Source organism: Vagococcus sp. WN80Y (assembly GCF_059621045.1).
The window spans coordinates 108248-133373 of the sequence record NZ_JCAQHY010000175.1 but is presented as its reverse complement, the minus strand read 5'-3'; the positions used below and the strand labels follow the sequence as shown (position 1 = coordinate 133373).

34 protein-coding genes are annotated in these 25126 nt (G+C 37.3%); 1 reads left to right on the top strand and 33 read right to left on the bottom strand.

Features of this window, described 5'->3' with window-relative positions:
* Window positions 1–15 precede the first annotated feature (15 nt).
* From AC5KOD_RS21910 to AC5KOD_RS21755, 32 genes are all read right to left on the bottom strand, one after another.
* Complete coding sequence (locus AC5KOD_RS21910) at window positions 16–648, bottom strand: hypothetical protein (protein ID WP_496916721.1); 633 nt, start codon at window positions 646–648, stop codon at window positions 16–18.
* A complete protein-coding gene (locus AC5KOD_RS21905; RefSeq protein WP_496916720.1) occupies window positions 638–1786 on the bottom strand; it encodes a baseplate J/gp47 family protein in 1149 nt (382 codons plus the stop codon). The genes AC5KOD_RS21910 and AC5KOD_RS21905 overlap by 11 nt, the downstream gene beginning before the upstream one ends.
* Window positions 1779–2135 (bottom strand): contractile injection system sheath initiator, encoded by a 357-nt coding sequence (locus AC5KOD_RS21900; RefSeq protein WP_496916719.1) that lies wholly within the window; start codon window positions 2133–2135, stop codon window positions 1779–1781. Before AC5KOD_RS21900 ends, AC5KOD_RS21905 begins: the two co-directional genes overlap by 8 nt.
* Window positions 2132–2467 (bottom strand): hypothetical protein, encoded by a 336-nt coding sequence (locus AC5KOD_RS21895; protein ID WP_496916718.1) that lies wholly within the window; start codon window positions 2465–2467, stop codon window positions 2132–2134. Before AC5KOD_RS21895 ends, AC5KOD_RS21900 begins: the two co-directional genes overlap by 4 nt.
* On the bottom strand, window positions 2464–3282 hold the full coding sequence (locus tag AC5KOD_RS21890; RefSeq protein ID WP_496916717.1) for a phage protein: 819 nt from the start codon (window positions 3280–3282) through the stop codon (window positions 2464–2466). Before AC5KOD_RS21890 ends, AC5KOD_RS21895 begins: the two co-directional genes overlap by 4 nt.
* Window positions 3279–3647, bottom strand: coding sequence for a phage baseplate plug family protein (locus AC5KOD_RS21885; protein WP_496916716.1), 369 nt, complete (start codon window positions 3645–3647; stop codon window positions 3279–3281). The genes AC5KOD_RS21890 and AC5KOD_RS21885 overlap by 4 nt, the downstream gene beginning before the upstream one ends.
* Before the next feature lie 14 nt (window positions 3648–3661).
* Window positions 3662–4210 carry a LysM peptidoglycan-binding domain-containing protein gene (locus tag AC5KOD_RS21880; protein WP_496916715.1) on the bottom strand — a complete coding sequence of 183 codons (549 nt, stop codon included), beginning with the start codon at window positions 4208–4210 and terminating at the stop codon, window positions 3662–3664.
* On the bottom strand, window positions 4210–9213 hold the full coding sequence (locus AC5KOD_RS21875; protein WP_496916714.1) for a peptidoglycan DD-metalloendopeptidase family protein: 5004 nt from the start codon (window positions 9211–9213) through the stop codon (window positions 4210–4212). Before AC5KOD_RS21875 ends, AC5KOD_RS21880 begins: the two co-directional genes overlap by 1 nt.
* The gene (locus tag AC5KOD_RS21870; protein ID WP_496916713.1) at window positions 9214–9405 is read right to left on the bottom strand and encodes a hypothetical protein; all 192 of its coding nucleotides are present in this window, start codon (window positions 9403–9405) and stop codon (window positions 9214–9216) included.
* Window positions 9386–9718 (bottom strand): hypothetical protein, encoded by a 333-nt coding sequence (locus AC5KOD_RS21865; RefSeq protein ID WP_496916712.1) that lies wholly within the window; start codon window positions 9716–9718, stop codon window positions 9386–9388. The genes AC5KOD_RS21870 and AC5KOD_RS21865 overlap by 20 nt, the downstream gene beginning before the upstream one ends.
* Before the next feature lie 64 nt (window positions 9719–9782).
* Complete coding sequence (locus tag AC5KOD_RS21860; protein ID WP_496916711.1) at window positions 9783–10181, bottom strand: phage structural protein; 399 nt, start codon at window positions 10179–10181, stop codon at window positions 9783–9785.
* 14 nt (window positions 10182–10195) lie between these two features.
* Window positions 10196–11191: a DUF3383 family protein gene (locus tag AC5KOD_RS21855; RefSeq protein WP_496916710.1), complete on the bottom strand. Its 996-nt coding sequence runs from the start codon at window positions 11189–11191 to the stop codon at window positions 10196–10198.
* A gap of 11 nt (window positions 11192–11202) precedes the next feature.
* A complete protein-coding gene (locus AC5KOD_RS21850) occupies window positions 11203–11652 on the bottom strand; it encodes a phage neck terminator protein (RefSeq protein WP_496916709.1) in 450 nt (149 codons plus the stop codon).
* Window positions 11639–12013 carry a hypothetical protein gene (locus AC5KOD_RS21845; protein WP_496916708.1) on the bottom strand — a complete coding sequence of 125 codons (375 nt, stop codon included), beginning with the start codon at window positions 12011–12013 and terminating at the stop codon, window positions 11639–11641. The genes AC5KOD_RS21850 and AC5KOD_RS21845 overlap by 14 nt, the downstream gene beginning before the upstream one ends.
* The gene (locus tag AC5KOD_RS21840; protein WP_496916707.1) at window positions 12013–12606 is read right to left on the bottom strand and encodes a hypothetical protein; all 594 of its coding nucleotides are present in this window, start codon (window positions 12604–12606) and stop codon (window positions 12013–12015) included. Before AC5KOD_RS21840 ends, AC5KOD_RS21845 begins: the two co-directional genes overlap by 1 nt.
* Window positions 12607–12948 carry a DUF4054 domain-containing protein gene (locus tag AC5KOD_RS21835; protein WP_496916706.1) on the bottom strand — a complete coding sequence of 114 codons (342 nt, stop codon included), beginning with the start codon at window positions 12946–12948 and terminating at the stop codon, window positions 12607–12609. It lies immediately after the preceding gene.
* Between the two features lie 12 nt (window positions 12949–12960).
* On the bottom strand, window positions 12961–13344 hold the full coding sequence (locus tag AC5KOD_RS21830; protein ID WP_496916705.1) for a hypothetical protein: 384 nt from the start codon (window positions 13342–13344) through the stop codon (window positions 12961–12963).
* A 22-nt stretch (window positions 13345–13366) separates the two neighbouring features.
* Window positions 13367–14248: a DUF2184 domain-containing protein gene (locus AC5KOD_RS21825; protein ID WP_496916704.1), complete on the bottom strand. Its 882-nt coding sequence runs from the start codon at window positions 14246–14248 to the stop codon at window positions 13367–13369.
* Window positions 14249–14269: 21 nt separating this feature from the next.
* Window positions 14270–14716: a structural cement protein Gp24 gene (locus AC5KOD_RS21820; RefSeq protein ID WP_496916703.1), complete on the bottom strand. Its 447-nt coding sequence runs from the start codon at window positions 14714–14716 to the stop codon at window positions 14270–14272.
* Window positions 14717–14718: 2 nt separating this feature from the next.
* Window positions 14719–15828 carry a DUF2213 domain-containing protein gene (locus AC5KOD_RS21815; RefSeq protein ID WP_496916702.1) on the bottom strand — a complete coding sequence of 370 codons (1110 nt, stop codon included), beginning with the start codon at window positions 15826–15828 and terminating at the stop codon, window positions 14719–14721.
* A 4-nt stretch (window positions 15829–15832) separates the two neighbouring features.
* The gene (locus tag AC5KOD_RS21810; protein ID WP_496916701.1) at window positions 15833–16075 is read right to left on the bottom strand and encodes a LysM peptidoglycan-binding domain-containing protein; all 243 of its coding nucleotides are present in this window, start codon (window positions 16073–16075) and stop codon (window positions 15833–15835) included.
* Window positions 16076–16145: 70 nt separating this feature from the next.
* A complete protein-coding gene (locus AC5KOD_RS21805; RefSeq protein WP_496916700.1) occupies window positions 16146–16319 on the bottom strand; it encodes a hypothetical protein in 174 nt (57 codons plus the stop codon).
* The gene (locus AC5KOD_RS21800) at window positions 16319–17557 is read right to left on the bottom strand and encodes a minor capsid protein (protein WP_496916699.1); all 1239 of its coding nucleotides are present in this window, start codon (window positions 17555–17557) and stop codon (window positions 16319–16321) included. Before AC5KOD_RS21800 ends, AC5KOD_RS21805 begins: the two co-directional genes overlap by 1 nt.
* Entirely contained in the window at window positions 17550–18935 is a 1386-nt protein-coding gene (locus tag AC5KOD_RS21795) for an anti-CBASS protein Acb1 family protein (protein ID WP_496916698.1), read from the bottom strand. The genes AC5KOD_RS21800 and AC5KOD_RS21795 overlap by 8 nt, the downstream gene beginning before the upstream one ends.
* Window positions 18936–18963: 28 nt before the next feature.
* A complete protein-coding gene (locus tag AC5KOD_RS21790; protein ID WP_496916697.1) occupies window positions 18964–19857 on the bottom strand; it encodes a hypothetical protein in 894 nt (297 codons plus the stop codon).
* A 10-nt stretch (window positions 19858–19867) separates the two neighbouring features.
* The gene (locus AC5KOD_RS21785) at window positions 19868–20020 is read right to left on the bottom strand and encodes a hypothetical protein (RefSeq protein ID WP_496916696.1); all 153 of its coding nucleotides are present in this window, start codon (window positions 20018–20020) and stop codon (window positions 19868–19870) included.
* A gap of 12 nt (window positions 20021–20032) precedes the next feature.
* Entirely contained in the window at window positions 20033–21472 is a 1440-nt protein-coding gene (gene terL / locus AC5KOD_RS21780) for a phage terminase large subunit (RefSeq protein ID WP_496916695.1), read from the bottom strand.
* On the bottom strand, window positions 21453–22061 hold the full coding sequence (locus AC5KOD_RS21775) for a helix-turn-helix domain-containing protein (protein ID WP_496916694.1): 609 nt from the start codon (window positions 22059–22061) through the stop codon (window positions 21453–21455). The genes terL and AC5KOD_RS21775 overlap by 20 nt, the downstream gene beginning before the upstream one ends.
* A 142-nt stretch (window positions 22062–22203) precedes the next feature.
* Window positions 22204–22470, bottom strand: a complete 267-nt coding sequence (locus tag AC5KOD_RS21770) for a hypothetical protein (RefSeq protein WP_496916693.1) — start codon at window positions 22468–22470, stop codon at window positions 22204–22206.
* Window positions 22471–22555: 85 nt separating this feature from the next.
* Window positions 22556–22801, bottom strand: a complete 246-nt coding sequence (locus AC5KOD_RS21765) for a hypothetical protein (protein WP_496916692.1) — start codon at window positions 22799–22801, stop codon at window positions 22556–22558.
* A gap of 110 nt (window positions 22802–22911) precedes the next feature.
* Complete coding sequence (locus tag AC5KOD_RS21760) at window positions 22912–23676, bottom strand: Rha family transcriptional regulator (RefSeq protein ID WP_496916691.1); 765 nt, start codon at window positions 23674–23676, stop codon at window positions 22912–22914.
* A gap of 3 nt (window positions 23677–23679) precedes the next feature.
* Window positions 23680–23868 carry a helix-turn-helix domain-containing protein gene (locus tag AC5KOD_RS21755; protein ID WP_496916784.1) on the bottom strand — a complete coding sequence of 63 codons (189 nt, stop codon included), beginning with the start codon at window positions 23866–23868 and terminating at the stop codon, window positions 23680–23682.
* A gap of 156 nt (window positions 23869–24024) precedes the next feature.
* On the opposite strand from AC5KOD_RS21755, the gene AC5KOD_RS21750 reads away from it, so the two are divergent.
* The gene (locus tag AC5KOD_RS21750; protein ID WP_496916690.1) at window positions 24025–24387 is read left to right on the top strand and encodes a helix-turn-helix domain-containing protein; all 363 of its coding nucleotides are present in this window, start codon (window positions 24025–24027) and stop codon (window positions 24385–24387) included.
* A gap of 65 nt (window positions 24388–24452) precedes the next feature.
* On the opposite strand, the gene AC5KOD_RS21745 is transcribed toward AC5KOD_RS21750, so the two are convergent.
* Entirely contained in the window at window positions 24453–25037 is a 585-nt protein-coding gene (locus tag AC5KOD_RS21745; protein WP_496916689.1) for a sigma factor-like helix-turn-helix DNA-binding protein, read from the bottom strand.
* Between the last annotated feature and the right edge of the window lie 89 nt (window positions 25038–25126).

Below are 25126 nucleotides of genomic sequence, written 5' to 3'. Positions count from 1 at the left end.
ATACAATTTCCTTTCTTAAAGTGGTAGTTTATAATCGTCTGACGGAATGAATACACCTCCCAATGTCCCTCCAACCGACTCTGATAAGTCTGCAAAACCTTCATCACTGATTTCAATTTCTTGATCAGAAAAGTAAAAAGTACCTTCCAAATTGACATAGGCAACGCGCACGCCTCCCGAAGTAATACTTTCAGTTATCTGTAAAAACTGTGAAATCGTCATTCCTGATCTATTTAAATAATCAATTGGAATCTTTTTTACGATAATAGCGGCAGGCTCTTTTTCATCTTCTGTTTCGTTTGACGCAATTATATTTATTTCTGAGGGAGGACAGTTCAATGAGATTGCCAAAGCCTTTATCATGCGATTTATTGTGCCGTCACTACAATTTCTGGCGACCTTCCCTCTAATCAATACCCTGTAGATTTCATCAGATGTTCGGCCTCTTCCTTGTCCTACATTATTTCCAAGTTCATCTAGGGTTAATCCTTTAGCGTTATCAATATCACGCCATAATAGCGTCTTGTTCAAAATTTCAGTAATCTTATTTGTTTGTTCCTCAAAAATCAACAATAGTTTGCTAATATTAGAACTCTCAGTTTTATCAAAAACATCTGGTAACAATTCTATAAACTTATCAAACTTCATGTTTGATCACCACATTTTCTGTAATACATTGCGATGATTCATTTGGTCCAAGCAATACATCTGTTGAATTAACTGAACCTGATGATTTTCCTATTTTAACATCTGCAACAATTATTCCAGGTATCTTATAGAGCTCTGGATAAATATAAGAAAAGCGGACTGATTCTCCCATGGATAAAGAATTTATATATGACAAAACTGCATCAACAACTTTTGAATCCCCATTAGCTTCGTATTTTTCGTTAGTTTTAAGCTTAACCTCAACAAAAATAGTTACCACGTGAGCATAGTCAAAATTCACAATATGTTTAAAACCACCAATATCGGCCACTTCTAATGAAACTTTCCCCACTGTTTCAATTCCAGCGGATACACTTTCAAACAATGCAATGCCTATATCTGTTTGTGAGCCACCTAAAACATAGGCGTGGACAGATTTAGGTGGGTTCCCATAAGTGTCTACTTCCATCGTCTTATTCTCAATTACATTAGCTGTTCTAACACCTGATACGCCAAGTAGAGCAGTCATAATTCCATTAATAGGTGGACCAGGATTACCACGAATTGAAAGTTTTATCCGTTCCCGATAGTCTTTGTCATTTTCTGGTTCTGCACCCCCTTCGGCCTTAGCTACATTGTTAACCGAAAAAAGTTCTTCCGTAGGTTCTACTTGAACCTTAATAGAATTAGCTGGAACATTACTTTCACTGTTCATCAGGACTGAAATTGCAGTACCAACTCCATCGCCATTATCATCAATTGTCACAACATCAATCATTTCAAAAATAATTTTATTCTCTGTAGCAAATTGTACTCCCTCATTAATGATAAATTTAGGCTTGCCTTTAAAAGTTAATTCCACTATAGCAACTGTAGCTGGATTACGTAATATCCCATTATTTGCTCCTAATCTATCCAGAGATACACCAGTTGCTTGACTAAGAAACCCGCTATGATAGACTTTTTCAGCAAGCTCGTAAATTAGTGACATAAACCAAGAAACAATTCTGATGATGATCCCTAAAACAGAATGACTAGAAACATTAACATTATTGCCATAAAGTTCTTTAGCCTTATTACTCATTTCTTCAATCAAATCACTATAACGTTTTCTCTTAAACCCCGATTCATCAAGCATTTAATAACACCTCCATCTGTAACTCCTTATCATCTACTCTCATGAATAGATTAACGTTTAAATGTCGATTTCCTTCTTTCACAAAAAGGATGTTCTCAATACTAGTTATACGTTTTTCTTGAGTTAGTATTGCGTCAGTAATATCTTGTTTTAAATAATCGAAATTCAGCTGTTTACCTAGCAAATTATCATAGGATATTCCTAATTCTTTATCTAACAAAAACTCACTTAATCTAGTTGCTAAAATGATTCTGACACTTTGAGCAATTTCATTGTCAGACTCTACCAATATTAAGTCCTGATCATTAAAAATTAAGTCACCTTGAGAATCAACTTGTATATCTCTCATAAATAGACCCCCATAATAACGGCATCATTGACACTGTGCATTCTTTCAGAGGATAATTTGAAATCACCTGCACCTCGGAAATTATCAATATCTCGATCATTAAAAATAACGGCAACTACTTTCCCTGTAGTGATAGTATCTCTACAATGGTTCATAACAAGGGCCCCCTGAATTAACGCCCTCTTCTTCCCATCAGATTTCAAAGCTAACGGCTGAACATCAGCCTTTTGAGAACTGCTATCATAGTTAACCACACGGCATAGTTGCATGACATTAATAGATTTTTTTAGAGTTTGAATAAACTCTTTATAAAATTTAGTATCATTACTCATGAAATCACCTCACATGTTGTGGATAGACTTGATCCGTTATAACTGTGCGCTCCACTTTTTACATGAAACTTTCCACTTATGTCTTTAGATTTTAAATTTATTGTTGCTGCTGTCGAAATTCGGTGCTGTAATAAGGATTCAATGGACCATCCTTTATAATCATCATTTTCAATTCTAGAGGGTTGGCCCACTAGCCCCGTATCATAATTCACATTACAAATATCGCTGTTTGCCGATTTAATATCCCTAATTAACAATTGTCCTCGTTTATAAAAAAGTGACGAATTACACGCTTTTACAACCTCTTCCAATACATCCATAGCACTACCATCTGCTGTATAACCAGAACCATAAACTTTATTTGTCTTAAGTGAGATTGTAGAAATTGGTATTTTTGCTGTATTTGCTACCCGTTTTATAATCGTTAAAGCCGATGTTCCTTTAGAAAAAGTGATATCTACCTCTTTCTTTTCTGAATAGTCAGTCCCTTCAAGAAATGTGAACGTCGTTTGTCTATCAACACCAACCAAAGTTGTCGGTTGTAAATTAGTAATAGTGCCTGACGAAAGTACTCCCACATCTCCTTTATATCCAGCTGTTACGGTTACCTTAGCACCTTTAGTAATCCGGTTAATGCTAGCCTTGTTCAAATTAAATAATGACACGGTCCCCTCTGAAGGGATAGGATCATCAGAAAACGGAATATCAAATTGTATTTCAAAGTTATTTGTTGCACCTGGTTTCGTGGCAAAAGAAGCTTTTTCTTTACCATTGTCAATAGTGACAGAGACATCTCTTAACCACATTTCTGTCATAAAGCATGCACCTCATTTTCCAGTTTTGGAGTATCCATATCCGGAGGTAGTGTGTCTAAATAAAGAAAAACTGTCTTACCAAAGTTTTCATACGTAATTATTCTTGCTTCGCCACTTTCATCCATCGGTATTATGTCCACAGCTGGCAACTTATCTGATATGATATCCGCCCACAACATTTCGTTAATAACTAGTCGTTCACCTATTACAATAGAGTTATGATTAAGATCAAATAAATCTACAGTAAAAATATTTTCTGACTGATTATAATCAACTCCAAATAAAAAAGATTGACCGGCAAGATCAATCTCAAACAATTCTGGTAATTGTTGCTTTTCAATTGGAATATAGCTTCTTAATGACATAAGATAGCCTCCTTTTATTTCACTCTTGCACGTTTCCCAATAGGAATAAACCGATCTGGCCACTTGTTCCAATTACGCAAAGTTTGAATCGGCGTTCCATACTGTTTCCACCATCCCCAATAAGTATTTCCTTTTTTTACCGTGACATAAACGGCCGTTGATTTGGGTGGTGTTGGCTGCTTCTTGCCACTGTTAGGTACTTTTGACCATGAAGTTTTAGCCTTTCTGATAGGAGTAAAAGAAAGACTAATTCCAAAACCATTCCCAATTCGATCGTAATTTCGACTAACACTGTCTATCACAATATCTTTAATATATATTCGACCTCTAAATTCAATCAAATAACCTTTCTCTTGCCAATCAGACAATGTTTTATAACTTTGTTCTGCAGTGCTACCAAGTAAGAAACCCGTCATTTGGACAGTCTTCCCTTGAAACTGAGTATGATCGGAAACTGGAGCTCCTTCTTCAACTGGGTATTGTGTAACAGTTGATGAACGACTTTCACTCTCCGTCGAGTTCACCACTTTAATTATAGTATTACCATATTTAATTTCTCCCACTACACAACCCCCCCTGCATTGAATAGGTTAATAAGCTTGGCATACATGTTCTCCATCGCTTCATCAACTGCTTTCTTTACGTCGCTAGCAACACCTTTATCAGAAGATTCCACATTAATTGTTATATTCGGACTGAAATCAATTGATGGCGCGCTATTACTAAATAACCCTCTAGTCTTATCGTAAGAATGAACTGTTCCTGCAGTATCGGCCTCAAATAGCTCTGGTCCATTTTCGCCTACTAGTACTGTTTTTCCTACTGCTGGGCGACCTCCTTTTTCATAACCATGTCCATGACCAATTACGCCCAACATCCCACTAGCACCATACCGATTTTTCGCATAGTTAATAGCAGCTAATGAGTTATCATACCCTTTAAAAATATTACCAAACCCTGAATGCTTATACGCGTTAAAAGTGGCTGATATCGTTTGTAACAGCCCTTTAGCCAAATCACCACTAAGAGTATTTACATCTGTATAACCACCCTGAACCGCTTTCTCGTTACCACCTGACTCGCTTTGAACTTGTCTTAGCCAAGCATTCGTATAAGTAGGGTTTGAAGGTAGTCCATTCTTCGCTAAAGCTTTCATGATCGTTGGTCGCCATCTTTCGACACCTGAGCCACCTGGTGAACTTCCGCCAGAACTTGCCTCAGCTCCGTAAGTATAAGGATCAACTGCCGTTCCATTAATTCCACCTTTACGTAATTCGTAATGAACGTGAGGGCCTGTACTTTGTCCCTCATTACCAACTTTGGCAATAGTCTGTCCTGCTTTAACATTCTTACCAGTACTAGTCAAAACCTCTGACACATGCCCATAAATAGCATGCAAATCCTTAGCGACTTCAACTACAACCCATTTGCCAAATCCTTGAACACCTCCACCAGCTGCAGAAACAGTTCCTGGGTTCTGAGCAGGTATTGGTGTACCTATAGGCGCTCCAAAGTCGATCCCTTGGTGAGTTGTTCCCCATCGAGCTCCTCGTTGGGAAGTTAAAACAAACGGTGGCCCAAAATGTGGGGCATACGCACCGGGGCCGCCTACTTCGCCATCCATGGAAATTGATTGTAATTTTTCGCTTACCCAGGTCTTAGCTCCTTCGCCTAATTTAGAAATAACTCCAAATCCATAATTATCAATCGAAGCACTAGACTTCTTTTTAAATGGATTAAGTGCGGAAATGATTGAAGATACTTTCTCTATAGGATCAGCTAGCCATTCAGAAGCTATTTCAGCAATATCGCTACCAACATCCTTAGCCCCTTGAACAACATTTCCAACAAGCTCTTTCCCTTTATCTATCCCTGAAGAAAGAAAATCTTTTCCCGAAGCTCCCGATGTTCCACCATCAAAACCAGGTAATACAGACCCTTTACCATAGCCACCATTTAGAACTTTCATAGTTTCGCGATTATTTAAGATTCGTTCTCCAGAATTAACATGAGTCATCTCAGCACCATTTGAACCTAAAATTCTCATGCTAGATGTCGATTTGTTGTAAGCTAATTCCGGACCTTCTTCTCCAACTAAAGCAGGCCCATGATAATTACCTGTCGAACCTTTATATCTTGTTGGATATGCTTTTGATGATCCGACATAACTACCAGAACTTTGCGCCTTACTTTTTGGTTTCCAACTTGGGATCGATGGCAGCTTAAAGAAATCCATGACTTTATTTATTCCGCCAATCATATCATCCCATGCAGTTGCTAATCCATTTTTAAATTGATCCCATTTACTTAATGACTGCCCCGTCTCCCAATCTACAGATTTCAAATGCCCTTCGGCTTGTTTCTGAGCCTGAGTAACAACCCCATCGTGAAGCTCTTCTGCAACCTTAATTCTTTCATCACGATTGGTCTGAGCCTTTTCAAGTGCCTCCTCATACTGTTTCTTTGTAATAGTTTTATTGATACGGTATTCTTCATCCAGTAAGCGTTTAGTTTCTTCATACTTTTCTGTTTCTTCTTTCTTAACGCCTTCCTTTGCTTTATACGAATTCGCAACAACTTCAGCTGCTTGCTTGGCTGAGATTTTACCAGCATTATCTTTTAAATTCCCTAGAATTATTATTTGTTCTTTTGCAGAGGCAGACAATGCAATAGCCGCATCTTCGTTTTGCTTCGTCTGAATTGCAGTTATTTCCTCGCTATACTTCCGACCAATCCCTTTACGATTTGCCGCACCAACGGTTTCAGCCCATTCAATCTTTTTAAGCTCATCCTCAGTAAGTTCCCGATTTTCTCTACGAGCTTTTTCTTTAATCGCATTGATTGCATTTTCTTGTTTCTTAGTCTCTTCGAGTAACTCATTATCACGTTTGCCAATAACTTCTTTTAGTTTATTAGCACCATCTTCATAACGACTTTTTCTTATTCGGTTCATTTCGTCGCCAGTACGTTTAGCAGATTCCACTACCTTTTGATCAATAACACCCAAATCAGATAATTTATCAATATTTTTAGCAGATTTATCTTTTTTACCATCTAATGATTTATTAACTTGAGACTGCATCTTATCAATAGATGCTGTACTTTTGGCAGAATCTTTTTCATCAAATTCCCCTGTAATTGCAATATTAGCATTTTGGGCAGTAAGGCTTTCGCTTTCCCCCATATACTTGTTCCATTTTTTTGCAGTTCCTTTAGACAACCCTTTGCCTGATTTCACTTTGGTTTCAAAGGGATCTGCAAAGAACTCAGAAATTTTATCTTTTGCACTAGAATAGCCATTTTTAATACCTTTTACTAATTTCCCACCATATTCTGCACCTTTGTTTATCCATTTAACTGGTGCACCTAGGACAGGATGTTTATCCAACCAATTAGAGTCAGACCATTTTTTCCAATTCTTTTGAATTGATTCCCCTAATGAGGAACCAACAGTGAGTCCTACCACAGTCCCAAGCATTCCCCCAACCGCTGTACCTATTGGTCCAAAAACAGTTCCCGCAGTCGCTCCAAACTTAGCTCCTGCAACAGCTGCCATTTTACTACCAATAGCTCCACCAAGCAGAGTTCCAAGTGATCCCCCAATTTTATCTCCAACATTATCTTTTTTCATACCAAGCAAATTTATACCAGCAGTTAGCATCGATAACCCAGGAGTGGCTTTAGCTAATGATGTGGTACCACCAATTAACTTAGAGCCAATACTAGCTTTGCCAGCATGTCTCGGTACTTCTGTGGCAATTGTTTTTGCTCCTGTAAAGAACCAACCGGCTCCACTTTTAGCCTTAGAAGGAACACCTTTTAATCCAGTCATAAATTTAGATGGTTTTTTAATATACTTAGCGCTTCGACTATTAATTAAATCTCCAACATCGTTTGTAAAAGCTTGATTATTAGCCGTTTCTCCTATCGAAGCAATAGAAGTGTTAGCTTTTGCCGAACTAATTGCCGCCGTGGGCCCGATACTTGCTAGTTTGACAATTAGTTTATCAATTGCCCTAGTACCAAACTTTACAATTCCAGATACTTTATTAAATGCATAAAAGCCCGCTGCACCAATGGTTGCATACTTAGCAATGTTCTTCATTCGTTCTGGATGTTCTTCTGAATAATCTTTAAGCCACAATATTGGTGGTTTAACAACATTATCAATTACCCAGCCAAATCCCTTAAGTGCTGATATGCCACCTTCTAGAAATCCCGGTCCCATTGTTTTTCCTAACTCAAATAAAGTAGGCATAAAATCATTTTTGATAAAATCCTTACCACTTACAAACACTTCTTGAGCTGGTGCCCAAGCAGGAGCAAAGAACTTAGCTGATGCTGACACAATGTCAGGCAACTTTTTAAATTGCTCAGAAAACCACTTCATGCCTTCCTGTATTTTAGGTACAGCTGGCTCTATTAAGGTCGCCATTGTAGAAGTTACTGAAGATTTCATGGAGTCTAACGACCCTTTCCAAGTCTTCTTCAATTTCTCCATCACGCCACCCAAAGCTTGCGTTTGTCCAGCCACACCATTTGTTCCTTCGGCAATCCCTTTGACCAACCCACTTATGGCAGTTTTAGCAGATACTTCCCCGGCTGCAATCCTCTTTTGAATTTCTTCAACGGAAACTCCTGCCTGATTGGCTAAAATCTTTAGAGCTGGTACTCCAGCTTCTGTAATTTGAGTTAGTTGTTCACCAGAAGCCTTGCCAGAGACCTGCATCTTACCAAAAGCTGATGCCAAGCTATCAATACCTTCTGAACCTTTACCAGAAGCTGCTGACAAATCTCCAATAGCCCTTAAAGTTGGAACTATATCATTTTGATCCATACCATACGCAAATAAATTCTTGGCAGAAGTTGATAATTGTGTAAAAGCATAGGGAGTAGTCTTTGCAAAATCTAAAACCTCATCCATGAAACCTTGAGCTTTCTTAGTATCTCCCCCCATCATAACTTCCATGGACATTTTCGCATCTTCGATTGAACTTAAACGATCAATTCCGGCATTAAATAGGCTACCAGCTCCGGCAACACCTGCCGTTGCTAATAGACCTGTCAAAATCCCTTTTGCAGCACTTAATGGTTTGTTTAATCCCGTTTCAATTGAGCCTGCAATCTTATTTGAGGCACCACCAACACCATCAGCCATGTTACTAAACTTACTAGATAAATCAACAACATTATTCTTAGCTGATGACAATGTAGACTTGATTTTATTACCCGCTACTGATGCTTTAGATCCTGATTGCTCTATCTCGCGATTCATCTGAACAACATTATTCTTCGCGCTTGTAGCCCCTTGCCCGGCCTGATTAAACGCACTCTTTGAATTACGCTCAAACTGGACAACATTATTGGTACCATCCTTTGCGGACTGGTTATATTTGCCCATAGAGCCTGTAGCATTATTAATGGCAGATGCAGACTGATTATAACCACTCTCCATACGTCCGGATTTAGCTATAATTTTGTCTGTTTCTTCATTCGCACGTTGAAGGGCACTGTTATTTACTTTCCAGTCTATCTCTATCGACGTTTTACGTAAGGCATCTGCCATCTAAATACCACCTCTCATTAATTGAATCTTTTCACTCGCTACTTCACAGAGAATAGCTAGTTCATAAGCTGTTGCTATTTCTACCTCTTCCTTTGAGGCAATACCAGCAATAACGGGAAGCCAAAAATTAAAATCTTTTTTGACTTCTCGCTCTACTTTAAGTTGATTTGGTCTAGCTAAGCATTCTACCAAGAAAGTTATCAGCTAATGCCATAACCTCACGATAGCCATCATTCTGATCCCAATAATCCCAATCAGTTTTAGGCTCAACAATAATAGTTTCCATTAGTTGAGTGTTATAGGCTTCGTCATTAAAAGCCCCATTTCCCATTTTGGAAGCATCCAAAATGCGCTGCGCTACCCGAATACCAGGAAACTGAAATGTATACTCGATATCATTTACAGTATGCTTTTCTTGCTTACCGAATTTCTTCATAGGTTTCTTTTCAACTTCTGGAATATTATTTTTTTTCGCCACTTCTTTTACAGTTTCATCTTTTGACATGCTTGTTTCCTCCTAAGATTTGTTTGAATGATATAAAGAAAGCACCTAAATATTACCTAGGTGCTTAAGTGAATTCATGTTTGTAATCAATAGCTTTAATTGTGTACGAACGTGTTGGAACTCCTTTACCGAATGAACCATCAGGCGTTTTTTCAATGAAAGCACGAGTAGCCCAAGCCATTTCTGACTGATGCTTGACACTTATAGGGAACTCTTTACGAGAATTCGCCAAATTCATCAGGTGCTTATTACAAGGACTATTCTGAGACAAATTAATTGTAAAAGTCCCTAAATTATCGTTATTTTTAGCTGCCGACCCTTGTCCCTGAGCATCTGTTTGAACTTCGATATAAGAATTATCTTTACTAAAAGAAACCATATCTCCATCTTGAAACCCAAACATCACTACATCATCAACGATTGTTGCTACTTCTTTTGCATCATAAGTTGTCATCATATCCATATGCTTATTTCCTCCTAAACTTCAATTTTTCCAGTGACATCCACTGAATGAATGGCACCAGAACGTTTGTATTCAAACGAAAGCCCCTTATAGTTCCGACGTGCAATATCTTCCGGATCTAAATCCGACCGTTGTAAAGCACTAACTGAATAATTTCCAGCACCAGTGTCATCGATCATATCAATGATCCCATTAGTAAAAGCTGTCTGCATGATATTAGAAACTGTACTGTTTAACAATGCGATACCGTTGGCGTCGAAAGTCAATTTATCAGTAGTTGATAGTAAACGCTGAATCTTAGACTCAATGTTAGACTTAACCCAATGATCGCCATGCAATGCATCAATAAACTCACCTCCAACAGTTTTACCTTCTGAGGTTTGTGGAATACCGGCCTTTTTAACGTAAGCCATACCACCTGCTTCATGGATAGCATTTAATTCTGACACAGTCAGTTTATTTTCTTTAACTCCAACTAAATTCGGACGACCTTTCCAAGTAACAGATCCAACTGGCAAGCTGGCTGTGTTCCCTACCAAAGCGGCATCAATTGCCTCATCTAAGGTGTGGACAATACCAATTGTTAGGTTATTGCCATCAAATTGGACTAAATCAGAAACATTCGCCACCTGAACGACTAAAAACTTGTACTTTTGTTCTTCAATCACATTAGAAATAGCTAACGCATCAGCTGCTTCATATTCAGCTAATAAAGCAAAATGCCACGATTCAAAGAAATAGTTTTCAGCCGCCTCTTTGATTTTTCCTTCTTCAAACGTAACTACTGCGACTGTACGAGGTTTATTACTTTGATTCCAGATAGTATTAACCTTCTTAAATACAGCAGTTGTGTCATCGTACGCCTTTTTAAGCGTCTCAATGCTTTCATACTCCACATATGCGGCAGCAGTCCCTTTAACAAAGATTGCGGGATTCCCCAAACCTACAATTGGTTGAGGGTTTTGAATATCAATCGTTACTGTAACATCTGTAATTTTTTCTAAAGCCATCTTGTTACCTCCTATATTTCTACATTTTCTATTTGCGGACGATTCTCCACATAGTTATCCTTGACTCTTATCCTAATATCAAAACCAGCTGTTCGTTCATACTCTATGCTAATCAGGTTATCTCTTTTAGCCACACCCGTTAGTGAAACTAAAACAATATCATTTTCTTGAAGTAAGTATTTGGTCTCAGTGAGACGCAAGTATTTATTAAGTTGCATTGCAGAATTCAAGACTCTCAAGCCTGATAAGTCATGACCCGTTAAAGAGACCACACACTCAAAAACTTCACCTTCCACTACATCATGAGTGACAGATAAATATGGTGAAGTTAAAGTATATGTCCAAAACGGATACTCAGGCTGTGGTCCATTAGAATTACTCTCAATTAATTGATTATTATTAGCTGTTTGTACAATAATACCTAGAAGTTTGGCTAATTTTTCATAATTATATGCTGACAATGTTTTCCACCGCCTTGCATCCATATTGAATAACATTAGAATAATCTGTATAATCTACAGCATTTTCTACTGAATAAACTCGCCCATGATGCTTAACAATCGATTTCATTGGTACAACATGAGAAGAGTACCAAATCATTTCATAATCCTCAAAACGACCACCATCTTGATAATTAAGTTCAATCGGTAACTGAGTAGCTAATGACGATGGTATAAATGGTTCACTTAGATCAAGAACTTCATCGCCTGTCTTCTTAACCCACTCGCCATTTACATATTCACCACCTTCATCTTTTTTTACTACAACAGTAATAGGAGTACCAAATGATGATAATAGTGATAAAAAATCAAGCTTTTCCATTAAGCACCCACCACCTTCCATACAACTGACTGCCTTAATCTACTAGAATCTATCAACGGATTATTAGAGCCCTTTCTTGCTACAGTAGCACCTGCATTGCCGGGCTCTGACATGGTTTTAATAGTTCGTTGAACATCGCGTTGTATTCTGCCCCCAAGTCTTTCATATAATTCTCTAGCACTCAAACTTCCATTGATTAATTTACCTATAAGTAAATTGAAATACTCACTCCAACTTTTTTCCTGCTCATCAAAAGTTGATCGTATAAAAGACCGTTCAGGTATAACTACTTCTTCAACCAAATAAAACATAACAGTTAGTTTGCCACGTTTGTTAGCTATCGCTAAGATATTTTTGCCCTTTGGCTTAAATAACCCATCAATTTCTCTAGCTTTCTTTTTACCTGCCGCTTTGGTTGGTATCGTAAGAAACTTGCCTTTTGGCTTAATAGTCATGCCAAACTCATGAACACTAGCTAGCATCGCCATAAATGAATCATCATCTCCAAATACACCAATCTCCAATGAATAGCTATTAAGGTGTTTTAGTTCATTAGCAACATCATTAGAACGATTATCATCAATCACACGCACCTATATCACCACCAAACTTGTCCCATTTCCTTTTGTATACTCTTTAAGCAATCTTGCATACTCCTGACCGTATACTGTGCGTTTTAAGTCTGTGTAAGTGGAGTGAAAACCAGAATACTCGCGCTCCAAAGAACCAACCTTCTCTCGTTTAGTATTCTGATTATTTAAAACGGCCAAATGACAAGCTAGATAACGGTTGGCCTGCTCCTCAATATCCTCTGGAAACTTTTTACGACTAACCTCATTCCACGCATCATAAATAAACAACAAAATGGCTGCATCATCAACATTAGCAACTTCTTTAGCTGTCAATTTGACATTCTCAACAGTTGTTTTAGTCATAATAAAATCCTCCTAGTCTTCCGTATTAACTACAGAGTCCGCAGGAGGATTTTGAATACTTTCAATTTGTTCTTCGATAGCTTTCTCAACTGATTTTCGTGGTTTAGGTTTAGCTTTCTTTTCATCATCGGCCCATTGGCTCAATAAGGATAAATCGAACGTATCGGCTATCAAAATTAATGCTTCATCTGCCTTCATATCACTTACTGAGTTAACCACGGCACCTTTTACTTCTGGCAATACTAGTTCTTTACCAACTAAAGCTTTATCTAGCGAGTTACTTTCAATCGCTTCCTGAAAAGCTTTAGTTTGTTTTTCATCTAAATTATTCGCTCCAGGTATGATCATTACATCTCCTATATGACGAATAAAGTTCCCCTTATTTTGTACGATCATATTTAAATCCTCCTTTTCTTTTTTAGATACCATCCACACGAAGAATAGCATATGGAGTTCTAATCAATGCTCCACCACAGCGCTCTTCAAATGGCACTTTCCAGTTAGGATATGCCCATTCTTGTTCAAAACGAGTAATATCCATCGGTAGTAAGATTTCACAAGTAGATGAACGCGTGTCCATGATAATAAGACAATCCGTACCACCAGTACCAGCACCATCAAGGTCATATACAGGAGTAATTGACTCAAACCAGTTATTCCCTTCAATTACTTTTAAAATAGTTCGAGCATCGTAATCACTATAGCGACGGTTCAACTCTTCGTATTGTTGCGATGGCACTAACATCTTAAGGGAAGCCGTCCGATAACCAGGAATAGTTGTGATTTTAGCTCTAGCCTTTCGGATTTCTTCTACAATTTCATCGCTGGTAGAAGTAGCCCATGTTTTTGGTGCATTGATAACTTGGATACCATCAGCATTAACAACACCTTTAACATCCACTTTTTCATCGCCTGTAAAAATAAAACTATTTTCTTTTTCTGCAATAGCACGTCTAGCTGTTTCTGACTTCGTTGCATCAACTGACTGGCCCGTTAATTGAGCTTGTCTAATTTCTTGTACTCCAAATTTAATACCTGCAGCAATCGTATAAATCGGCTGTTGGAATCGTTTCATGTCTGTATCAACTAACGGTAGATCATCTGCTCCATTAGCAATGATTTTAGCTGCTCCTGAGCGAGTCATGACGTTATAGCCATATGTTTCCGCTCCTGGATGAATATCCGTTTTAATATTAAAAATTGATCGTGCTACCAGCTCCTCTTTCGGCGCTTCATAAATCACTTTATCAATTGCTTGTAGGTCTCTAGCTTCTAATGTTGCTGTTACTTGACTTGGCATGTGTTTATTTCCCCTTTCCTATTACGGTAAATTAATTTGTAAGATAGCTAAGCCATCTTGTTGGGCAGTACTTTGGAAAACACCAATTACGGTATCCCCTGTTGCGGCAACATCAAAATTCCCTGTTGACGTTACTTTAGCCTGTTCGCCTTCCTTGACATCATTGTCCACCTTTACCCAAATAGATCCTTTACGTAAAACTGGAACCATCTCACCTTTTCGGTACTCACCGACTTTAGTATCATCATTGAATTTAATCTCATCAACAAAGTTTTTGGCAATCGCTACACCAAAAAAGACACCAGTTGAATAAGGCTTAGCCACATTCTCTGCAACCTCAATACCTTGCCCAAATAGAACTTTATCAACACCAATTACTTTCGAATCGGATTGAGTACCTTGATAATTAGCAAGCTTGCCAATCCCAAGCTCTGGCTGCATATATTTTGTAGGTAATGGAATAGTCATAATTAGTTATCTCCCTTCTTATTCATGTTCAAGCGTTTATTCTTCAATTCTTCAATTTCTTCTGCTTTTTCTTTGTCATTATCCTTAGCATCACTAAATACTGCTCCTTGAGTGAAGCCTTTATGACCAGATACATCAGCCATAGCATCGAAAAAGGCATTAACGTAATCGTCTGATTTACCATCACCCTTAAAATCCTTGTTAACTGTCTGAATCACAGCTTCTTTCACTACTCTGTCGGTTTTACCATCAAATTCGAATGAATCTCCAAGCAATGGCTTAGCCTTCCCTACGAGCTCAATACGAGCTTGTACGGCTTTGTCAATTGCATCAGAGGTCATTGTATTAGCCTTTGCTTCTGCTAATTCTGCTGTCAAACTTGTTACTTGCGTTTGAAGAGCATCACGTTCCCCCGAAATAGTATCAACGTTAGCCGCTTTATTAGTCGCTGTTTCCAACTGAGCCTCTAATGTATCAACCCGTGCTTTCCCCACTGGATCTACTTCATAATCTTTACTATCAATTTTTAATACTGGCATTGTATTACCTCCACTCTTATATTTTTCTACATCGTTTGAATCTATCATAAAAGCTGAATCAGCTCTTATAGCAATTGTAGGACCCGCTCTACCTTCATCAACCACAGCTATATGGTTAATTTTCATATTACGTTGTACTGAGTCATAACGTTCTCCATTATAGGACCCTGTTTCCTCTGAGACATCAGCCTCAAATCCTATTGAAAGCTCACGTTTTCCATTCCTTATCTTCTCAATAGTAGATGAGTCAGTTACTGTAAATGACACTACTAATTTGTTGTCTTGAACTTTTGCATCAGTATGAGTCATTCCTTTGCTGTACTTTGAATAGTTACTAGCTGTAACTGGTTCATTAGGATGATCATCAGTAATTGGTTTAGCATTTGCGCTATCAATGGTAATTTGCTTAAAAAGTTCATCAGGAAGTTTTGCCTCCATAGCCACACCACCATCACGCCGATAAGGAAACACACCAGGTCTAGTAACAGGGCATGCTGTAATCGTCAAATAGCCCTCATCCGTCTCTTTAAAGTCGAGGATAAGAGCTTTATCATATCGTTGTTGCACGGGCATTTGATCACCTACTTTCTACTATCAACTGATCTCCAACTTCTACCTTATCAGTGATATCATTTAAAACTTGCAGTCGTTTAAGCGATAAACCATATCGAGTGGCAATATCTGCTAAAGTTTCTGTTTCTGCAACAATATGAATAGTTGCACCTGGTTCTGGAATTGGTTTTTTAGATCCTTTTTTAACTTCTGTAATTTCGACAACCTTTTCTGTCGTCTCTTCTTGTTTTTTATCTTTTTTTGTCATCATTAATCTCCTTTCAATTTTTGGGCACAAAAAATAGCCCTTGCCTAATTTGTAATTAACTAGGTAGGTACTATTTTTTGTTTAATAACCTTTTTAACTCTCTTTCAAACTGCTTATCTTTAACTTGAGCAGCTTTGATTTCCTCATCCGACATATTTTTATCATATCCCAAACTTGTCGGAATCGGATTATCATGCCACCTAGGGTGAGAGTACGGTTCCATTTTTTTCTTATTCCCAACCATTATACCTCCTCCAATACTATATATGGTTTACTTTCAAATAGATATCTATCAACAACTTTAAACTTAGTATTTTTACTAAACAGTACTTCTTTTTCATTTTTATTAAACGAGCCTAAATCTTTACCATTGGTTGAGTTAAGTATAACAAATCTGACATCATCTGTCTCACTATACACGGTTTTAGTCGTAGAAAAATACTCTTTAAATTCATTGATCTTACCAATTTTAAAATCGCTGACAAATGATATGACTTCTTTGTCATCATTAAAGAAATACGACCTTGTAAGTTCTCCATTATAGTTTGGTAATTTATCAAGTGCATTATCTAATTGTTCCATAAATTCCCTATCTTTTTCCGTTAACTCATAATCGTTTCGCAGTTTATCATTTATGATATACGAATCCGAGCTCACATATTTATTAACTGCATGCTCTTCATTTGGAGTTAGGCCAAATTCAAGATTTTCCTCTTCCAGCTCGTCTTCGTCAACAGGCTCACCACCACATCTGCAACCATAATCTTCTCCAGGTAATAAAGGATTATCTGCATAAAAATAAATTTTTCCATCACGCTCAACATGACTATCTCTAACTTTATTATCTCCACTGTCTGACCATCGAAAAGCTTTAATACCGGAACGTTGATGTCTTTCCGCGTTTAATTGGCCTAACAGTCTGCCAACTTGGTCACGAGCAACAAATTCCGCTTTATTTACTGACATATCTGAATATTTAAGAAGCTCTTTGCGTATTTCAGATGTAGACTGACCACTTGTAACTCCACGTAAAATTGCTTGTTCAATATTCTGAGTATAGTTATCACGAATGGAAGTTATATAACTGACATTTTCTTGAACTTTGGCTTCTAAGAATAGTTTTAACCATTGCTCAGTCTCAATCGGGTTAGTCCCCTTAACCTTGAGTTGAGTATTTACATTAGCTTTATTAGTCGTACTAACTCCCTTAACAAACTTATTCGCAATCCTCTTCGCGTAAATATTTGGAAAAGCTCCTAATGCTAAGACTTTAATTTTCAAAATAGCATTACGAATATTATCCATAATTGAATCATTTCGTTGACTATCAGTGACCATTCGATGAGCTGCTATCAAAGGTACAACAATATTATCAAATTCATACAAAACTAAATCAGACAATTCAGAACTCAATTTGTTTATATTGTTAGCATATGAACGCTCAATGTTAAATGGATAGCGTGTTTTTGGCATCCTAACCATTTGATCTGTCCTGCTTATACTTATCGTATACTTCTTTAGCAATCAGACTTCTTTCGTCCTCAGATAAGCTATCAGCATTAAATTTAGAGCTTTCCGTCACGCCAAATCTGCCAAACCGAGCTTCTTCTACTTCCTCTGGATCAATTACGCCACGATCAATATAAATAGCATCTGTTTCAGCTGTCAACTTACGTATTTCAGCATCTGTTTTACTATCCACATTCCATAACGGGTTAAACTCAATGGACCATTCTTCACTATCAGGATCCATACGACCACCACATTCATCACTAGCATACATAAGCAACCGAACTAAGTACTCTAATTGCGGTCTAAGCTCATTCTCTTGCATACTCGCAATCCGAGAATAATAATTCATCACATCGTACTGAGCTCCCGTTACAGTGCCAGCCTCTTGGCCTTTAAGAACTGTTTTGGGCATTCTTGCAGCCCCTGACAGATAGTCCCACACAAAATCAAGCAATGAGTCAATACCTGTGGCCTGAGTGGCTTCTTTTGTTAATGACTCCTCACTCTCAATAATAGCGAGTGCTTCGGTACGGAACTTATAATCCATAATCATACCAAGTTGAGCTTTTTCTTCCGGTGACAAACTAGTGACATCTTTAGATTTAAATACCTTAAATACGTAATCATATAACATCTGACCAACTGACCATAAGCTCGTGTCAACAACAGTTAAAACATCATACAAGCTCTCAATCAATGACGTACCTTCTAGTTCATCCTCAAACCTCATGTCTTGTTGATGCAACACTCTTGAATGATGAATCTTTACATACTTATTTTTGTCTAACAGCTCAATTTTGCCATTTCGGGCATAATTATTAATGTAAAAAGTATCGATCAAACCATAACGAGGACTAAACACATCCTCGTCAATCAATCTATTATTAATTTTCTTTCCAGAGAATGAGTTTAAATATAAAATTTTCTTCACATTATCCAAGTTGATAGGTTCAGATAGTTCAAATTTCTTAATTTCTTCAGTGCCTATTGAGATAAAACCATCACCATATAAACGTTGATAAATGAATTGCTGTTTAATTCTTTCTTTAGCCTTTAACTGCCTGAGTCTTGATTCATAAAGAGCTTTTTTCTTATCGTCTTTCATTTTAAGCGTGAATCCTGCCCTAGTCATGTCCTCAGAAGGAATATCAACGATATTCTTGGCCATAGAGTTACTTGCATACATGTTTTCTAAGTCTGTATCAGTTAGCAACCGCCTTTGACCAGGCACTTGACGAGTTAAACTATCACGAGCATGCCCTTTACCATTACCAGCCATAAAATCCTGACGGATAACACCTTTACTGTCCGTTAAAATTAGTTTTTTCTTTGTTTCAAGCGATCCCAATCCCCCACCTACTTTCTGACTTGGTGTCTTACCATGCTTCTATGCCCATTCGCTTCCAAGTATTGTCAGCTACACAAACATATATATAACTATCATCCCAACACACAGTTCCCTGCTCACCAACGGCGGTTGAACTGACTGGCGTTTTCTTAGTTCTTACTCTTATAGCATCGCCAACCAAGTCTAGCGGTCTTGTTGGTGTCTTTGTCCCTATTCCAAGGTATCCATTCGATCGTTTTCCATAAATAAATGTCCCAATTGGTGTACCATCATCTTTATATCGAACAATTTCAAAGTCAGAGCCTTGATTCGATCCAGTTTCATCCGTACTATTAGCCCTGACACTCCAACGCTTAGAATATAATTTATCAGCGATTATGCGGCCATTCTCATCTAAAGAATCTACTTTTTTGTTTGCAGTTGCTAACACCAACTCTCGATTAGAGTTTTTAGAACCAGCAACTCTTGATGATCCATTAACAGTGAAATTAGCATCCCACGTTTGTATCTCACAAATATCTTTATCAAATGGAAATTCCATTCTTGTGTGAAGTGAGCCATCTAATTTAGTTGTCTCAATAGAACCATGCACATGATCGGGTTGTCCTGCGTCATTCGCTTTATAGTGTGCAATGATTGCAAATTTGTCATCGCCTAGTTCATCACACCACGATAAAGCAGGTTTAGCACGAGCAGCAGTCCATTGTAATCTGATAGCATCCGATAAGTGTCCTTCGCTTTGTACCCATTTTGTTGATACTGCAATATGGATGCGGTTATCTACAAGTTTTTTACCACCCCCTGGTAGCTCACTTGGTTCAAAATCCACTGCCGATTCAATCAATTGGTCAAAGTTTACTGATTTTAATTCTTTTTTATAGCCAAACAAACCTTTTAATCGCTCTTTTATCTCATTTAGCATACAATTCCTCCTATCCTATTACGTAATTATCATCTAATAAATTACCACTATCCAAGGACGCTATCTTAACTTCTGGTTCAGGCGGATTTTTAGAACCATCCTTTAATTGTTTGTCACCATATCTTAGTTTTACAGTTATATCCAAAATATCTTCTAGTTCCATACTTCACCTCCACTAAAGATTATAACGTTCTTTTAATGAGCCTCTACTATCCATTTGAACCAACGCTTGGGACATTGAATCAACGTCATCGTCGTGCGCACCATTAGGAAAAGAAATAAGTTCTTCAACATAATCATCTACCCATGGCTTCCACAAAGGATGAGGCAAATAGACATTGCCGGCTTCCCAAAGTGGTGCAATAGCATTAGCTCTTACTTCTTTACCACCTTTTGGTTCAACAGGTACAATTCCTGATAGCTTCTTACTTAGCATTTCTATAACAGCTGATCCGTTAGCTTTATCTTCAATATATTTTCCTGTTGCCTTAGGCCATCTATTAGTCATGACCTTAATAGCTTTCATAGTCTCTACAATCCCCATACGTTCGTTATGGCGATCAAGCAAGTAATAATCTGCCTTCTTTTTTGCCCACACTTGACCGGAAACAAAGTCTGATGTATCAGTATCTTTAAATGTACAATCCCATGATTGAGCTTGCTTGTCGAAAAGCCTAGGCATAATTACTACATCATCACCCAGCCCCAGTTTAATTTTCATTTCGATATTAGGAACATAGTAATTTATCCAACCACGTTTAAATACGTTACCACCAGCTGGTGTTGGTCTCTGTTGATAAAGAGAAGCCCACCCTCGACTTCCAGTTACCGCTTTTGTAGTTTCGGCCCACTTTACATCTTTACCAATCTCTGGAGCTAACGGTTCACCAATTTCACGACCAAGTAAATCATTTTCTTCGGCAATAGCCGGAATTTTTATTTCTTCCCAAGGTAGCTTTCGCTCTCTCAACAATCGACCTGCTAAATCATCCTCATGCCATCTTGTCATAATAATAATTACACTAGCATCTGCAGTTAATCGAGAATAAAAAGTATCCTGCCATTCAGCGTATATTTTATCTCTAATCGTTTTACTTTCTGCCTCTGCTCTATTCTTTATCGGGTCATCAATAACTAGTAGTCTAGCACCACGACCAGTAGCACCACCAAGAATAGATGTGCTATACAAAGAACCTAAATGATCTTTCACAGCCCATTCACTTACACTTGCCGTGTCGCTACTTATCTCTAAATCAAACAGTTCTTTAGCATGATTTCGGAACTTTTCACGATTCTTACGACCAAATTTTTTATATAACTCTTCCGAATACGAAACTACCATTGCCAAACTATCTGGATTCTTCATCAAGTAGTATGATGGAAAAGTTTCCGTAATAACAGTTGACTTACCATGTTGTGGTGGGATTTCAATTATTAGATAGCACTGCTCACCATCAATTATGCGCTGAAGATTGTTTGTAATATAACGTTGGTGGCGTAATAAATCGAATTGTTTCCCATGTGACAAATAGAAATAATCAGCATAGTTTCTTCTGGCTAGCTCTTTAGTAGCCTCATGCGCTATAACATCAATATCATGTTGTATTTTGAGCATTGGCTAATCGCCTCAATTCATCCTCAGAGAGACCTTTTAATGGATTGATAATAGACATGGCACCAGTATGGTCAATCGTTTGCTTATCCCGCCACTCATCTGGTTTTCTATTTTTAAGCCAAAAGATTTGTGCCGTTGTGTCAGGTATTACCTCTTTAGTTTTACTCTTTACCAAAGTTCTTTTATCCCTCGGAAATGCTAAACGTTTATATTCAATTTCAGCATCGTTAGCATCTGGATGCTCAAATTTATATATTTTGATAAATTTTTCTAGCTCATCGTAGTATTCTTCATCCTCCATTTGATAAACTAAAAATTCTTTTTCTTCATATTCGTATCCCAAAGCTCTCGTCAAGAGCTTGTTTTCAACTTGACGATCAACAACCTCTTTCCCCTTTTTTAGGGCCTCTAATATCTCTAAGTATCTTTTCTTATAATTATATAAAGTAGCTGTTGAAATCCCCATATTCTTAGCAATTTGTTCGTCAGTTAGTCCATCACGAGCCCAGCCTTCCAATTTGATAAGCCCTTCATCCGTCAGCCATTCTTGATATTTACCTTTAGAACCACCTTTAGACTTTTTGCTCATGATATTTCACCTCTTTCAGCTTCGTAATCTTTCCTTAATATAAACTTCACTCTATTGTTCAGTCTTTGTCATAGTAAATTCACATTTAAGCTGTATATTATAGACATACCAACAAACAACCCTAACAAAACTTTTTCATTATTTACTCCTCCAAAGTAAATAAAAAATCTCCTTTAGCTCTCAGTTTATCACTGAGGGCTATTCTTTTGCGGTGATGTTCATAGTTACTCTGGATATGCTCACAACTAAAAAAGCCTCGACCTAATTCAATCAACTTATGTTCGTTGAGTTCCATAGGACTAGCTTCATTATGCATTTCTATTAAACTATAAGATGACTTAAGCTCTACTTGGCGAACTTTGCCATTCTTAGGATAAGTATTTTCTAGACTTATATACCAATAGTTCACTTAAAATCACCTACTTTAATTTATCCAAAAACCCCTGTACAGAAATCCATACAGGGTCAAAGGAGGATTGAGAAGTTTTACCCTCTCATATATAGGTGGCAGCCGTATGACAAGAATTTGTTTTTGAAGACATTTTCTCGTTAAGAACATACATCGAAATTTTTACTATTTCTTCAGCAATAGAAAAACTCTCATTCTTAAATAGCTCAATAAACTCTATGATTTCGTCAGTATTCATAAAGTACAGCAAGGTAATTACTGATTTAATGTTAATTTTTCCTGTCTTTGAAAATTCATCGAACAAAAATTGATACATACTAATCATTTTCATATTTTTTCTCCTCTTTCCACATAATCTTTTTTATGGTAATATGAGGTAAATAGCAGTTCAAAACTATTTACCCTGATGTACAAGCGTTGCTGCGCTTTGTGCATCTTTTTTTATTTTTCATCTTGATCCATCAAAGCGACAATTCCTCTTTTTTCTAATAGCTCATGGATAAATAATCTACCTTTTTGAGTCCATTTCGTTTGCATCTGAACATCAGGCGTACCGTTACTTCTGGTAATGTTTATAGTATCAGACTTTGTATACCCATTATTCATGTAATTCTTGTATAGAATCCATTGGTCATTGACTTTCCGCTGAACCCGCTCTTCATTTAAAAGTTTGTTCAATCGAAAAGCAGACATCCCGTAATCAGCGCCTATTTGAGTTACAGTCAACGTTTTCTTAGAAGCAAGTATTTTATCTAAATAACTAATTCTCGGCTCATATTCAGCTATTCGTTGTGCTTGAATGACATTTTCAACCTTTAACTTTTCATTTTCTTCTGCAGTATCTGCTGCTAATCGTAATGCTTCAGCAAAAGTTGAAGGGATTTGATATTGAATAACTGTTTTTCGTTCTTTTCGTTCCATTTCATTAAATCTTTGAACATAAGTTGCTGTAAATCGTGTTCCCTTTTTACCAGTTAATTTATTTGCTACCATTTCACAGCCTTGTTTGGTCAGTTCAAAACATGGTCGTTCTTGCTGATTTGAATCTTTATATATAGATTCTATGAAGAAATCGCCCAATCCAATTTTGGCTTCGGCTAAATACTCACAATATTGACGAATATCTCGCATCAGCTTACTGTGCTCTTTTCCTACCATCTTAGCTATTTCTCTGCTATTAATAGTTCTCTCTAATAATTCATTCATCTTCTATTCCTCCTCTGTTCCGTAAAATAATGTCCAGTTGAAATCTAATACTTTAGCAATTTTCTTAGCAAATTTAACACTAGGCTGTCTCGTGCCATTTTCAATCATTGTATAATGTGGTCTTTTCATATCAGACAGTTCTGCTACTTGCTTTTGAGTCAAGCCTTTTTCTTTCCTTGCTTTTTTTAACATGTTATCCAAATAATTAACCTCCCTTCAAATTGTAACGATTAGCCACATCTACATAATACAGTAACAGTTAGACACTTGTCAATGAGAAAATGTAACGAAATGAAACTTTTATTTTTTGTGTCTTTATGCTACAATTGTCAAAAAGGAGTGGCTTCTATGTTTTCAGAAAAAATTAAAGCGCTGCGACGAAATAAAAAGGTCACTCAGGAAGAAGTTGCCAAACAAATTGGTGTTTCACGACCAGCATATACAGCTTACGAGATAGGTAAACGCGAACCTGGTTATGAAATTGTTGTTGCTCTAGCCAATTATTTTAATGTTTCAACAGATTACTTGCTTGGTAACAATAAAACACCCGAATGGGCCTCAGAGAGTGAAATACTTGAGCTTGATAAAATTCTAGAAAGCAACGTAAGTATGGCCTATAAAAATGGTGAAATAACTCCAAAAGATAGAGAAGCCATTAATAATATGGTTGCTGGCTATTTTTGGAATAAAAAAGAAAAAGAACGAAAATAGTAGCTTTTAGCCCGCCTTAAAACTAAGGTGGGCTATTTCATCTGCCAGCACAAAAATGTGTTTGCTCAAAACAAACTTGTTTGCGCTCCTGCAGATAAAGCATTATGAATTTTACTCATACCTCGGTTAACATGCGTTTGCGCTGTACTTTTACTTACACCTAAATAATTTGCCGTTTCCCCATAGCTATTTCCCTTACCAATAACGGAAACTACTGCATGTTTCTCTCGCTCTGTCAGTGTAGACATATAATCATCTAACTTCTGTAGCTCATCATAACTAAGTCCCTCATAATCTTCACGAAAATTATTAAATGTAGCTTGTTCAATATCTCCCCAGTACTCTGTTCTTTGATATCTAGAGCGTCTCCCAATCTCACGACGATTACCAGGTTCTTTTGCATTGTGTAACCAATCAATAGAATACTGACTACTGGATATGATTGAACCTAGCTTTGTCATTTGCAATCTTACTTCACTTAACTCTTTCGAAACCTCTGGTATTTCATCCCATTTCTTTTGATTCTCGCACTCTATTCTGTACTTTAATAGAAATGCCTTCTGGTTCTTCAATTCCTCATAGCGAGCCTTTAAGGGCTTTAAATCCTCACGATATTCATTTTCCAATTCGTCTGCATATTTCCAAGCCATGAAGGCACCTCCTTATAAAATACAAAAAGAGGACACAAACCAACGCTAAAATAGCATTAGTTCGTATCCTCTGGTTCTTCCTAGTAAGA